A 12,816-nucleotide genomic window follows, 5' to 3' on the forward strand; every position below is an offset into this window, starting at 1 on the left:
CTATGGCTATTCTACAAATTGGTGCAGGCGGCGTTGGTTGGGTTGTTGCACACAAAGCAGCACAAAATAACGAAGTACTGGGTGATATCACTATCGCTTCTCGCACAATCGCGAAGTGTGAAAAAATCATCGAATCTATCAAAGGCAAAAACAACCTTAAAGATTCAACTAAGAAACTAGAAGCACGTTCAGTAGACGCTGATGATGTTGATGCGCTTGTTGCTTTGATTAAAGAAGTTCAGCCGGATCTTGTTATCAACGCTGGTCCTCCTTGGGTAAACATGGCGATCATGGAAGCGTGTTACCAATCTAAAGTCTCTTACCTAGATACATCGGTAGCGGTTGACCTATGTTCTGAGGGCCAGCAAGTACCACAAGCTTACGATTGGCAGTGGGGCTACCGAGAGAAGTTCGCAGAAGCAGGCATCACAGGTATTCTAGGCGCTGGTTTCGATCCTGGTGTGGTATCAATCTTTGCTGCGTACGCGGTTAAGCACTTGTTTGATGAGATTGACTCGATTGATGTAATGGATGTGAATGCTGGCGACCACGGCAAGAAGTTTGCGACAAACTTTGACCCAGAAACCAACATGCTTGAGATCCAAGGTGACTCTTTCTACTGGGAAAATGAAGAGTGGAAACAAGTACCTTGTCACTCTCGTATGCTTGAGTTTGAATTCCCGAACTGTGGCTCTCACAAAGTTTACTCAATGGCGCACGATGAAGTTCGTTCAATGAAAGAGTTCATCCCAGCTAAGCGTATCGAATTCTGGATGGGCTTTGGTGATGCATACCTGAACTACTTCAACTGCATGCGTGATATCGGTCTTCTTAGCCCAGATCCACTAACGCTACATGACGGCACTGTGGTTCAGCCTCTGCATGTTCTTAAAGCACTACTACCAGATCCAACATCTCTAGCTCCGGGTTACACGGGTTTAACGTGTATCGGTACTTGGGTTCAAGGTAAGAAAGACGGTAAAGAGCGCAGCGTATTCATCTACAATAACGCAGACCACGAAGTGGCTTACGAAGACGTAGAGCACCAAGCGATCTCTTACACAACAGGTGTTCCAGCTATTACGGCTGCACTTCAGTTCTTCCGTGGCGAATGGGCTGATAAAGGTGTGTTTAACATGGAACAGCTAAACCCAGACCCGTTCCTAGCAACGATGCCAGAAATCGGTCTAGATTGGCACGTTCAAGAGCTAGAATCAGGTCAAGGTCTACCTCTAATCCATACTTTGAAGTAATTCTGGCTCTTTGCCCTCGTCGCGTTGTCCATCGTGCTCATTTACGTACGTAAACTCCGCGCGATGTCCTAGCGACAAGGGCAAAGCTCTGCGAATTCCATTCAAAGTCATATGATTGACGAGAACGTATAATTACAAGCCGATGCTGTTGCGTCGGCTTTGTTCGATTATCATGTGCCTTCGTGAACTCGAGGGCCGCAAGGTATTAACATGCAAAACAACGAACTAAAAACGCCTTATTTCATGATCAACGAAGACAAGTTGATTGCGAACTTAGAGAAAGCTAAGCAGCTGAAAGAGATTTCAGGTGTGAAGCTGGTATTGGCACTCAAGTGTTTCTCGACATGGGGTGTGTTTGACATCATCAAGCCTTACCTCGATGGCACGACAAGCTCTGGCCCATACGAAGTGAAACTTGGTCATGAAACCTTTGGTGGTGAAACGCACGCTTACAGTGTCGGTTACAGCGAAGATGACGTGAGAGAAGTTGCGGATATCTGCGACAAGATGATCTTCAACTCTCAAAGCCAACTTGCTGCTTACCGACACATCGTTGAAGGTAAGGCTTCGCTGGGTTTACGTTTAAATCCAGGTGTGAGCTACGCAGGACAAGATCTGGCAAACCCAGCGCGTCAATTCTCTCGTTTAGGTGTTCAAGCTGATCACATTAAGCCTGAGATCTTCGATGAGATTAATGGTGTGATGTTCCACATGAACTGTGAGAATAAAGACGTCGATGCATTTATCGGCCTGCTTGATTCAATCTCAGAACAGTTTGGCGAGCACCTAGATAAGTTGGACTGGGTGAGCATGGGCGGAGGTGTGTTCTTCACATGGCCGGGTTATGACATCGAGAAACTGGGTTTTGCGCTAAAAGCCTTCTCTGAAAAGCACGGCGTGCAGATGTACCTAGAGCCGGGTGAAGCTATCATCACTAAAACAACTGACTTAGTTGTGACTGTGGTTGATATCGTTGAGAACGTGAAGAAAACGGCAATTGTCGATTCGGCAACCGAAGCTCATCGCCTTGATACGCTTATCTACAATGAACCAGCATCGGTATTCGAAGCCTCTGAAAACGGCAGCCATGACTATGTGATAGGTTCGTGTTCATGCCTAGCGGGCGATCAGTTCTGTGAAGCAAGCTTTGATGAGCCACTTAAGATTGGTCAAAAGCTGCACCTGCTAGACAGTGCAGGCTACACCATGGTGAAACTGAACTGGTTCAATGGCCTAAAAATGCCATCAATCTACTGCGAACGTAGCAGTGGCGAAGTTCAGAAGCTAAATGAATTCGGCTATGAAGACTTCAAACGCTCATTATCACAATGGTCGGTTAAGTAACGGAATCTGAGTGTTAGAACACGAAAAGAGCAGCCGATGAGCTGCTCTTTTTTATTTTTTGGTATAGCCATTAGCTACAACAATCAACAATTACCAGTTAGCTTTCAATGATCACGCGGGTATCTTCGCTTAGCGTTTCCAATTCATTGACCACATCATCAATCAAAACTTCAATTGGTAGCTTAACGGCAATCTTGGAAGTAAATAAACTAGAGCTAACACCACCGCCTCCGGCGATAAACACACGGTGACAATCCATATCTAGAATGCTGATGCCTTGTCTGTCTAATACGTGTGTCACTTCATTCACGATTCCAGCTCGGTCGTTAGAGTCGAGTCGTAGATGATGGATCGTATCTTGTGCGTTATGAGTATGGTCTGAATCAACAAATTGCACGATAAGATCAGCATTGGCGCTGAAAGCTTCTTTCACAATTGATTCGTTGATGGCTGGAAGTTGAACCTTGAGTACGCCTGCGACTTGGTCTTCAATAAAGTTAACTTTACTAATGAGCCATTTCCCGTCGTTTTCGTGAGTAACCGCAGCAAGTTGCTTGATTGTTGCTGGTGATGCTTTTCCGATAAAGTTTACGATAAATGTACTGTTCATATCAGCCCCCAAAGTCTCAATTAATCGTTGCTAATTAAATGTTTGATATCACGCGATAAAGTTCGTTAATTTCAGTGTAGAAGTTTACATCGAACAATGTTTGACCTACGTCAATTTTTGAAACTAAGCTGTGATGCAAAAAAAGAGAATGGAGAGTAGGGCACAAAAAAAGCGGCTAGAGAGCCGCTTTTTAGAAGAGTCGTCGTTGTTACTGGGAATGCAGTAACTTAGAGTTCAGAGACTGAAAGCTATTTTAGAACGTAACTTTAAAGTTCATACCAACAAACTGAGAGTCATAAGGTGCGCCTGCATCGTATGCGAATCTTGCTGCATCTTGGTTATCCCACCATGGGTTGGTGTTCAGGTTAACTTCTGCATCACCGCCCCAAGCGTCACTTACCCAGTAGTGGATATGGCCAACAGGGTTTAGGAAGAATAGAGAAACATCACCCATGGTTTGAGAACCCATCACTTCGCCACCTGAAGCCACAATGTCTTGCTCAGCTTCTAGCATCAATTCACCGACAACCGCACCAAAGAATGGAGTGATGAACAGGTCTTGCCAAGAAGGTACTTCAGCGAATGCTTCTACGCCGTATTCCCAGAAGAACGTCGACATGGTCCAAGAGTATAAGAAAGACTCAAACTCATCGTAACCCGCGTGTCGAGCTGCGGTGTAGTAAACACCACCAAAATATGGGTGCATCACGTAGTTTAGGAAGTGTTCATCGCGGTCCCATACTGGGCCTTCAGACACGTTATCTTTCCACTTTTTACCTAATGAGCTGATATCACGTTGGTCATCATCCCACTTAGTGATACTTTCAGGTAGCAGAGTCATTAGACCCACTGTAGCGACACTTAAACCCAGAATAGTGTAGGTTTGACCCATTAGATAATCCCAATCCTTCTCTTGACTCACCAACATATGTTTTGGTTGTTGGATTGAGAAGTCGTACTCATCACTTGATTCGCTCAGTGCGTAATTGGCACTTGGCTTGTAGGTGTACAAGCTATCATTAACACAGTAGTCTTGAGCACATTCATCCGAATAAGAAAGGTTGATTGGCTGGTCGAAGTCGTATTGGCTTGCAACCGAGTTAACTGACATTAGCATTGAAAATGCAGCAGTAACCTTCGCTAGTAACGGTGATTTGGCCACAAGGGTCTCCATGAGAAGTTAAGAATTGATCAGAGTCACAATTATCTATTAAATGCCTGATTTAGGGAACTAATAATTTGTCGCTTTTCCTAAGAAAACCTTAGATTTAACATTAATAATATTTGTGAAAAGCTGGAATTTCTCAAATTCAACCATAGACCAGTTTATGAATAATGCAGTGTCTTTTTATGACCACAAGGGATAGAAATATGACGAAAATCGCAATGTTAAGCACAGGTGAAGAAGTTCTTCATGGAGACATTGTAGACACAAACGCAGCTTGGATGTCTGGAGAGTTTTACCAACACGGCTTTGCTCTCGCCAAACGTTCCACTGTGGGTGACCAAATGAATGCTCTCATTGAAGAACTGCTGATGCTGAGCTTTAACTATGATGTGGTTATCGTCAATGGCGGTTTAGGGCCAACAACAGATGACATGAGTGCGGCTGCCGCTGCAGCAGCGTCAGAACAGAAACTAGTCATGTTCCCTGAATGGTTAGATCGCATGGAAGAGATGTTTGCTGGACGTGGCATGCCGATGCCTGACAGCAACCTTAAACAAGCCTTGTTGCCAGTAAGCTCTGAGATTGTTGATAACCCAGTCGGCACAGCATGTGGCTTCAAGCTGAAAATCAACGACGCGACTTTCTATTTCACGCCGGGTGTTCCGAGTGAATTCAAACGCATGGTGACGTTTGAAATTCTTCCTGATTTGTCTCGTGCTTATCCACAAGTGGTTGCCTCTGAGTGCAGTCGTCTATTTACGTTTGGCTTATCTGAGTCAGGTATTTCTGATGTGTTGGACCAATTGAAACTGCCTGAAGGCTATGAGTTGGGTTATCGCTCTTATTTGCCGTTCATTGAAGTGAAATTGTTTGGCCCTAAGTCTGGCTTAGAAACCCGCGTTAAGCTGCTGCAAATGGTGTACAAGCTGTTAGAGAGTAATGTAGTCAGTGTTGATGAGCCGATGATTGATCATATTGGCCACATCATGGCAGAGAGAAAGAAAACTTTGTCTGTGTCTGAAGTGTCGACTAAAGGTGCATTGTCGGCTTGGTTGCAATCGAATGAGCAGGTTGAAGATTGCTTTGGTCACTCTTGGGTCATGGCAGAACCAAAAGAGAGTGAACTCGAAAAGAGTGACCCATTATCCGCCACCTTTGCTCTGGCTGGCGCAACAAGAGAGAAGTGCGGAACTGAATTAGCCTTGGTGACGGGTAAGCTGGAAGGCAATACATTCAGCGTTGCATTGTCGACTGAAGCAGGCGAGTGGGGACAAGTTCTTGAGTTCTACCGCCAGTACAATCGTGAAGATGCGCGCACCATTATCAAAACCGTTGCGGCAGATATGCTGAGAAGACACCTAGACAACAAACCTATGTTTGGCACTTACTCTTCGGTTAAGCGATTGAAAGACATGTTTATTCCTTCGGCGATCATCAAGTAAGCAGCTCTTTTAGTTAACCGGGTCCTCTTGAGCCAAGACCTCTGCAACTAAGGTTAAATCAGAACAAATAAAAAGGCCCAACATCTAAATAGGTGTTGGGCCTTTAGTTATCTAGCCTTCTAGATAACTAAACAAGAGGGCTGTGATTACAAACCGCTTGTCATATGTAGGCTGTAGAACAAACCACGGCCAATGAGTTCTGAAGCTAAGAACAGTACCAATGCTAAGCCTAGGTTTACTGGGTTCACTTTTGCTTTGTTCAGCATAGGTAGAATCCAAACTAGCAAGCTTGCCATTAGCAGTGCCACTTGAAGAATCACATAGCTACCTAAAGCGTCAACCAACTCAGACGCTTTAGCTACTGAAGTTTGGATGTCACCGATTAGGTTCAGTTTTCCTACTGTCACAATCAAGCTAATAGCAACGGCAATAACAGCCAGCATCGTGATGTTGCGGTCAACGGTAAAGCGGCTGTCGTTGGCGAATACAATCACGAACTGAGACAGCAGCAAACCACCCACAACCATGGTCATGATGAAGCTTAACGGTGTGTAGATGTTGTCCCATGTCGGTACTGTGTTGATCATGTATACGCTGATCATCGCGTACATGAAGATAACACCCAACACCATCGCGCCAACCATCAGTGCTTTCTGAATAGCAACGCCACCTTTCTTAAGCACAGACAGTAGCCATTGCAGGCCGCCTATTGCGAAGAATACCGCACCGAAGAATACTTCGTTAGACAACCAAGCAGAACCTAGCTGGTTAAGGGCGTTAAACGCGCGCAGTGGAGAACCAAGGTGCGTTGTCGAGAACATGAAACCAAGCCCCATTAATGCCCACAGAATGAACATTGGAACCTTGTAGCTGTTCAGCTTCTCTTCGTCATGATTAAGTACCAGCGCGCGTGCGCCAATAAGTAAGTAACCACCAACCGCAGTTTGTGCCAGCACCGTAAAGAAGATTAAAGACCACTCATGAAAAATCATCTTATACCTCCTTCGGGTTTGCTAGGTGACCACTGGTATCGCCAGTCGGCTTCGCGTTTTTGTTCAGCTTAATCACGATGTTTGGTAGCGTTTCACTTGAAGATGGCAGTGGCGCTACATCTGCACCAGAACCGTACTTCTCGCGAAGTGTGTTGATTTCACCAAACTCCAATGCACGAAGTGGGCAAGACTCAACACAGATAGGTTGCTTGCCTTCAGAAACACGTTGGTAGCAACCATCGCATTTTGTCATGTGACCTTTCTTCGCATTGTATTGCGGTGCGCCGTAAGGGCATGCATTACTGCAGTGCTGACAACCAATACATACGCTCTCATCAACCACAACCAAACCGTCTTCATCACGCTTGTGCATCGCGCCCGAAGGACATACTTTCACACACGCAGGGTTAGTACAGTGGTTACAAGCAATAGATAGGTAGTAAGAAAAGACATCTTTCTGAACCCAGGTATCGCCATCTTGAGTGAAGCCACCACCTGCGTATTCGTATACGCGACGGTAGTTTGTTTTGATGTCTAGATCGTTATAATCTTTACAAGCAAGCTGACAGGTTTTACAACCCGTGCATTTACTTGAATCAATGTAAAAGCCGTATTGTTTCATTCCAACCTACCTTATGCTTTCGTTAGCGCTTTGATTTGAACTAGGTTTGTATGCTGAGGGTTACCCTTAGCAAGTGGGCTCGGGCGCTGAGTGGTCAGCACGTTGATAGAGCCTGCATGGTCGATCTTCTGACCATCTGGTGCGTACCATGCACCTTCGCCTAGCGCGACAACTCGAGGAAGAATCCTAGGTGTCACTTTCGCTGGAATATGAACTTCGCCACGGTCGTTAAAAATACTCACCATGTCGCCGTTTTCGATACCACGTTCTTTCGCATCAATAGGGTTGATCCACAACTCTTGCGGTGCTGCTGCTTTGATTTCTGCAACGTTGCCGTAAGTCGAGTGAGTGCGAGCCTTGTAGTGGAAACCAGTTAGCTGAAGTGGGTACTTCTCTGCTAATGGGTCGTTGTGGCCTTCAAAAGAATCAGCGTAAATCGGAAGAGGGTGAATCACTTCGTCTTCTTTCAATTTCCAAGTCTTCGCGATATCAGCCAGTTGCTCTGAGTAGATCTCGATCTTGCCACTTGGTGTGGTCAGTGGGTTCGCTTCAGGATCTTTGCGGAAATCTTCGTAAGCGATGTAGTGGTGGTCATAGCTACGTTTGTAGATACCCAACTCTTTCATCTCTTCGAAGGTTGGCAGTGTTGGATCGTTCTTACGAGTTTCAGCGTAAAGGTGCTCAATCCATTGCTCTTGAGTACGGCCTTCTGTGAACTCTTTTTCCACGCCCATGCGTTTCGCCAATTGAGAACACATCTCGTAGATAGATTTGGCTTCGAACTGAGGCTCGATCGCTTTTTGCGCGAAGATGAAGTAAGGCATGTTTGCTGCTTTACCATCCATACACCAGTCGTCTTGCTCTGATGTTGTTAAGTCAGGCAGGATGATATCGGCGTATTTCGCTGAAGACGTCATGTGGTTATCGACCACAACAATCATTTCACACGCGGTATCGTCTTGAAGGATCTCGTGTGTTTTGTTGATGTCTGAGTGCTGGTTGATAATACAGTTACCAGCGTAGTTCCAGATCATCTTGATAGGGTTCTTAAGGCGCTCTGCACCACGAACACCATCAGTGATGTCGGTCATTTCATGGTGACGGTAAATCGCGTCTGTCCACATGAACATCGAGATAGAAGTTTCAACTGGGTTTGGCACAGTCGGGAAGCGAACAAATGGAATGTTGATGTCACTTTCACGAGCACCTGTAGAACCACCTGATACACCAACAGAACCGGTTAGTAGCGACAGCATTGCGATTGCACGACAAGCTAGCTCACCGTTCGCAGTGCGTTGTAGTCCCCAGCCTTGATGGATTGCACATGGTTTTGCAGTGCCCATCTCACGGCCAAGCTTGACGATAGTATCAACGGGAATACCTGTGATCTTAGAAGCCCACTCTGGCGTCTTCTCTACACCGTCTTCACCTAAACCTAGGATGTAAGATTTGTAGTCACTGTTCTTTGGTGCTGATGCAGGAAGCGTCTTCTCATCGTAACCGACACAGTATTTGTCTAAGAACGGTTGGTCGACAAGCTCTTCAGTGATCATTACATGCGCAAGGCCAGCAACCAATGCAGCATCGGTAGAAGGACGAATTGGGATCCATTGATCTTCGCGGCCGCCAGCAGTATCGGTGTAGCGAGGGTCGATGATGATCGTTCTTGCGTTCGATTTGTTTTTGCTTTCTACGTAGTGGTGGATCAGACCACCGCCAGACATACGAGTCTCAGCAGGGTTGTTACCAAATTGGATGTTAAGCTTAGTGTTCTCTAAATCAGAGAAAGAGTTGTTGTTTGCCCAACCACCGTAGGTGTAGCTCAAACCTTTCGCGATTTGCGCTGTTGAGTAGTCACCGTAATGGTTCAGGTAACCACCACTTAGGTTCATTAGACGAGCAATCAGCGTTTGTGCTGGTGGCCAAGATTTTGTGACAGTGCCACCTAGCGTACCTGTACCGTAGTTTAGGTAGATGGTGTCGTTACCGTAGTCTTTGATAAGGCGTTGCATGGTGCCAGCAACTTCATCGTAAGCTTCTTCCCAGCTAATACGTTTGAATTTACCTTCACCACGTTTACCAACACGTTTCATTGGGTATTTAAGGCGATCTGGGTTGTAAACACGGCGGCGCATAGAGCGACCACGTAGACAAGCACGAACTTGGTGATGACCGTATTCGTCAGTACCTGTGTTGTCGGTTTCTACGTATTTGATTTCACCGTTTTGCACATGCATACGTAATGGGCAGCGAGAGCCACAGTTTACCGTACATGCACTCCATACGATTTTCTCATCCACACTCTCAGCAACCGCAGCCGCTACTGGTCTGGATTTGAAAGGTAAAGCGATACCGCCCGCGAGTGCAGCAGCGCTACCTACCGCAGAAGAAGCTTTCATGAAGCTTCTTCGAGTAAGATTCATTACCCCAGATTCTTTCTTATTCGTCATTCTAAGATGCCTTTTGTTATTGATGGCTAGCACTTTATAGGTAGTTTGATCTATATGTTGTTATTTCTAATTCTTGATTGATTAACGTCAAATAAGAGCGAAATTTAAATATTATGAATCGAATGTATAAATTAGATCAAAGAATGGAATGGTTTAATTAATATAATTGTCGTTAAAACCTATTACGGTATAAATAATAATGATTATCGATACGCATAAATTATTGGGTTCGCTATTTTATCAAGCGACAAGTAAAGAACAGTTGTTAACCATAGTCGAAGCATTGGTCGAGAGTGAAGTACTATCAGAAGAGTGCTTGCAGGCACTTCAAAATGAACAAGAAGATGCGCTAGTTACAGAGTTTAGCCGCCTGTTTGAAGGCGTTGGAGACATGCCGGCACCACCTTGGGGTTCTGTTTACCTAGATAAAGACCGTGTTGTGTTTGGTGCATCGACTGTGGAATATCGACAGTTTCTAGAATTGAACCATATTGAATTGGACACAGGTTTAAGAGAGCCAGAAGATCAATTTGGTTTAATGTTATTCGCCCATGCGTATTTGTTAGAAAAGAATAATATTGATTCAGCACATGAATTATTAGCTTCCCACTTATTAACTTGGTCTCCTGTTTATTTAGAGAAATTAAATACAGCATCAGAACTATCTTTTTATAAGAAGCTATCAGTTGACGTAATAGATTGGATTAAATATCTAACATCTGAATATAAAATAAACGTTGTTCCTAAAAAGTTATATATCGATTAATGTCTGAAAAAATAAATTCAAATAGACGCGGTTTCTTAACTCGACTCTCTAAGCCGGTTAAAGCTGCGGCAAGTTATGAAGAGAAATCACTGCGCGTGCATGCAAGGCCGCCGAGAGCGGTTGATGAGGTGCTGTTTGAGCGTCTTTGCGACGGTTGTGGGTTGTGTGAGCAAGTGTGTCCAAATAGCGTTATTGAGATGCTAGAGGGCAGTGCGCTGCTGAATTTGGATTACAACAGTTGTTCGCTGTGTGATAAGTGCAGTGAAGTGTGCCCGACTGGCGCACTCCATCCAACGGTCACGCCTTATATTGATCTCAAGCCTAGCTTTGCAGATAGCTGCAACAACTACATGCAAATGGATTGTAATGCGTGCCAAGCCGCTTGTTCAGTAAGTGCAATTCAAATCGAAGTAGGGGAGTTACCTACCTTAGACAAAGATAAGTGTAATGGTTGCGGAGAGTGCCGAAGCGCTTGTTACATTGGCTCAGTGACTCTGAACCTGACTCAACAGTAAACATCCGGTTTTGCTTGGTGGGAACCAGCAAGAAGGCTTTGAGTGATAGGAGAGTCGTCTCAGATACCTAAAGATTTAAATAGAAAAAGGGTCCGCATTCCAAGAGGAGGCGGACCCTTTTTAATACGTGTTATCTTTGAAGAGGCGTTGCTTTAAACCTAAAGCGTTTAAAAACATTTGAATTCACGCAACTCTAAATGAAACGAAACAAACTTAAGCTGATTGGCTTAGGCGCGCTTCTGTTTGCTTCTGTGAGTTACGTTACTCAGCGATAAATCGGTTTTTGCTTTGCAGATGCATGGCAAAATTTCATCGCCTTGTGTGTAAGCCATAGCAAAACCAACGTACTCAACTTCACCCGAATCCAACGTGCAACGACAAGCACCACAGTGCCCATCTCGGCAGTTGTATTCTGGTTCTAAGCCCGCCTGTTCCATTGTTTCCAATAGAGTATTCGACGGGTTAGATTCAATCGAAGTCAGCTTGTTGATTTTGATTGTTGGCATTACAGCTCAAATCCTTCAAAGTCGTCAGCTTTTACTTCGTTGTCGATTTGACCAACTAGGTAAGAACTGATTTCAGCTTCTTGTGGAGCAACTTGTACGTTATCTGAAGATAACCATGCGTTGATCCATGGGATTGGGTTCGATGTTGCTTCTGGGTAAGCAGTACCTAGACCAACCGCTTGCATACGGATGTTGGTAATGTATTCAACGTATTGGCAAAGAATGTCTTTGTTTAGACCAATCATAGAGCCATCTTTGAATAGGTATTCTGCCCACTCTTTTTCTTGCTCTGCCGCTTCTTTGAATAGGTCGAAACATTCTTGCTTACACTCTTCAGCGATCTGCATGAATTCGAAGTCATCTTGGCCGTTACGCAGCAAATTGATCATGTGCTGTGTACCAGTAAGGTGAAGTGCTTCATCACGAGCGATTAGCTTGATGATCTTCGCGTTACCTTCCATTAGCTCACGTTCAGCGAATGCGAATGAACATGCAAAACTCACGTAGAAACGAATCGCTTCTAGTGCGTTTACAGACATTAGACATACGTAAAGTTTCTTCTTCAGGTCGTGAAGTGAAATCTTAACGTCTTCGCCGTTGATATTGTGGTTGCCTTCACCGTAGCGGTGGTAGTCAGCCGTCAGCTTGATTAGGTCGTCGTAGTAAAACGCGATATCTTTCGCACGCTTTAGGATCTCTTCGTTTTCAACGATGTCGTCAAATACTACGCCTGGATCATTCACGATGTTACGGATGATGTGCGTGTATGAACGAGAGTGAATCGTTTCAGAGAATGACCATGTCTCAATCCAAGTTTCAACTTCTGGCAGTGATACCAAAGGAAGTAGGGCAACGTTAGGGCTGCGGCCTTGGATTGAATCTAGAAGTGTTTGGTACTTCAGGTTAGAGATGAAGATGTGTTTTTCATGCTCAGGAAGCTTGTTGTAGTCGATACGGTCGCTAGACACGTCAACTTCTTCTGGGCGCCAGAAGAAAGAAAGCTGCTTTTCGATCAACTTTTCGAAGATTTCGAATTTCTGTTGGTCGTAACGTGCAACGTTTACCGACTGACCCAAGAACATTGGTTCTTTTAGTTGGTCATTTTTTTGTTGAGAAAAAGTACTGTAAGCCATAAATGCCTCAAATCC

At 44.8% G+C, this 12,816-nt stretch carries 12 protein-coding genes; 5 read left to right on the forward strand and 7 right to left on the reverse strand.

From position 1 onward, the window contains the following. Positions 1 to 2 precede the first annotated feature (2 nt). Both ED652_RS07150 and nspC read left to right on the forward strand, forming a co-directional pair. Complete coding sequence (locus ED652_RS07150) at positions 3 to 1,253, forward strand: carboxynorspermidine synthase (protein WP_122054061.1); 1,251 nt, start codon at positions 3 to 5, stop codon at positions 1,251 to 1,253. Between the two features lie 210 nt (positions 1,254 to 1,463). Then, on the forward strand, positions 1,464 to 2,597 hold the full coding sequence (gene nspC, locus ED652_RS07155; protein WP_122054062.1) for a carboxynorspermidine decarboxylase: 1,134 nt from the start codon (positions 1,464 to 1,466) through the stop codon (positions 2,595 to 2,597). 97 nt (positions 2,598 to 2,694) lie between these two features. On the opposite strand, the gene ED652_RS07160 is transcribed toward nspC, so the two are convergent. Both ED652_RS07160 and ED652_RS07165 read right to left on the reverse strand, forming a co-directional pair. Then, on the reverse strand, positions 2,695 to 3,207 hold the full coding sequence (locus ED652_RS07160) for a glycine cleavage system protein R (protein ID WP_017110982.1): 513 nt from the start codon (positions 3,205 to 3,207) through the stop codon (positions 2,695 to 2,697). A 253-nt stretch (positions 3,208 to 3,460) separates the two neighbouring features. Further along, the gene (locus ED652_RS07165) at positions 3,461 to 4,369 is read right to left on the reverse strand and encodes a DUF3943 domain-containing protein (protein WP_017110981.1); all 909 of its coding nucleotides are present in this window, start codon (positions 4,367 to 4,369) and stop codon (positions 3,461 to 3,463) included. Positions 4,370 to 4,578: 209 nt separating this feature from the next. Between ED652_RS07165 and ED652_RS07170 the strand changes: the two genes are divergently transcribed. Then, a complete protein-coding gene (locus ED652_RS07170; protein ID WP_122054064.1) occupies positions 4,579 to 5,817 on the forward strand; it encodes a CinA family nicotinamide mononucleotide deamidase-related protein in 1,239 nt (412 codons plus the stop codon). Between the two features lie 146 nt (positions 5,818 to 5,963). On the opposite strand, the gene ED652_RS07175 is transcribed toward ED652_RS07170, so the two are convergent. The 3 genes from ED652_RS07175 to ED652_RS07185 are packed head-to-tail and all read right to left on the reverse strand — an operon-like array spanning position 5,964 to position 9,881. Beyond that, entirely contained in the window at positions 5,964 to 6,809 is an 846-nt protein-coding gene (locus tag ED652_RS07175) for a DmsC/YnfH family molybdoenzyme membrane anchor subunit (protein ID WP_122054066.1), read from the reverse strand. A 1-nt stretch (position 6,810) separates the two neighbouring features. Then, positions 6,811 to 7,431 carry a DMSO/selenate family reductase complex B subunit gene (locus ED652_RS07180; protein ID WP_017106644.1) on the reverse strand — a complete coding sequence of 207 codons (621 nt, stop codon included), beginning with the start codon at positions 7,429 to 7,431 and terminating at the stop codon, positions 6,811 to 6,813. An 11-nt stretch (positions 7,432 to 7,442) separates the two neighbouring features. Next, positions 7,443 to 9,881, reverse strand: a complete 2,439-nt coding sequence (locus tag ED652_RS07185; protein WP_122054068.1) for a DmsA/YnfE/YnfF family dimethyl sulfoxide reductase — start codon at positions 9,879 to 9,881, stop codon at positions 7,443 to 7,445. A gap of 199 nt (positions 9,882 to 10,080) precedes the next feature. Here ED652_RS07185 and ED652_RS07190 point away from each other — a divergent pair, with 199 nt between their 5' ends. After that, complete coding sequence (locus ED652_RS07190; protein ID WP_122054069.1) at positions 10,081 to 10,647, forward strand: molecular chaperone; 567 nt, start codon at positions 10,081 to 10,083, stop codon at positions 10,645 to 10,647. Beyond that, positions 10,647 to 11,162, forward strand: a complete 516-nt coding sequence (napF, locus tag ED652_RS07195) for a ferredoxin-type protein NapF (protein WP_122054071.1) — start codon at positions 10,647 to 10,649, stop codon at positions 11,160 to 11,162. The genes ED652_RS07190 and napF overlap by 1 nt, the downstream gene beginning before the upstream one ends. Positions 11,163 to 11,389: 227 nt before the next feature. Here napF and yfaE read toward each other — a convergent pair whose 3' ends face one another. Continuing rightward, entirely contained in the window at positions 11,390 to 11,668 is a 279-nt protein-coding gene (yfaE, locus tag ED652_RS07200) for a class I ribonucleotide reductase maintenance protein YfaE (protein ID WP_017110975.1), read from the reverse strand. Continuing rightward, complete coding sequence (gene nrdB, locus ED652_RS07205) at positions 11,668 to 12,801, reverse strand: class Ia ribonucleoside-diphosphate reductase subunit beta (protein ID WP_004733365.1); 1,134 nt, start codon at positions 12,799 to 12,801, stop codon at positions 11,668 to 11,670. Before nrdB ends, yfaE begins: the two co-directional genes overlap by 1 nt. Positions 12,802 to 12,816 lie beyond the last annotated feature (15 nt).

Source organism: Vibrio sp. Evd11, from assembly GCF_900382755.1.
In the GTDB taxonomy this organism is placed as follows: domain Bacteria; phylum Pseudomonadota; class Gammaproteobacteria; order Enterobacterales; family Vibrionaceae; genus Vibrio; species Vibrio lentus.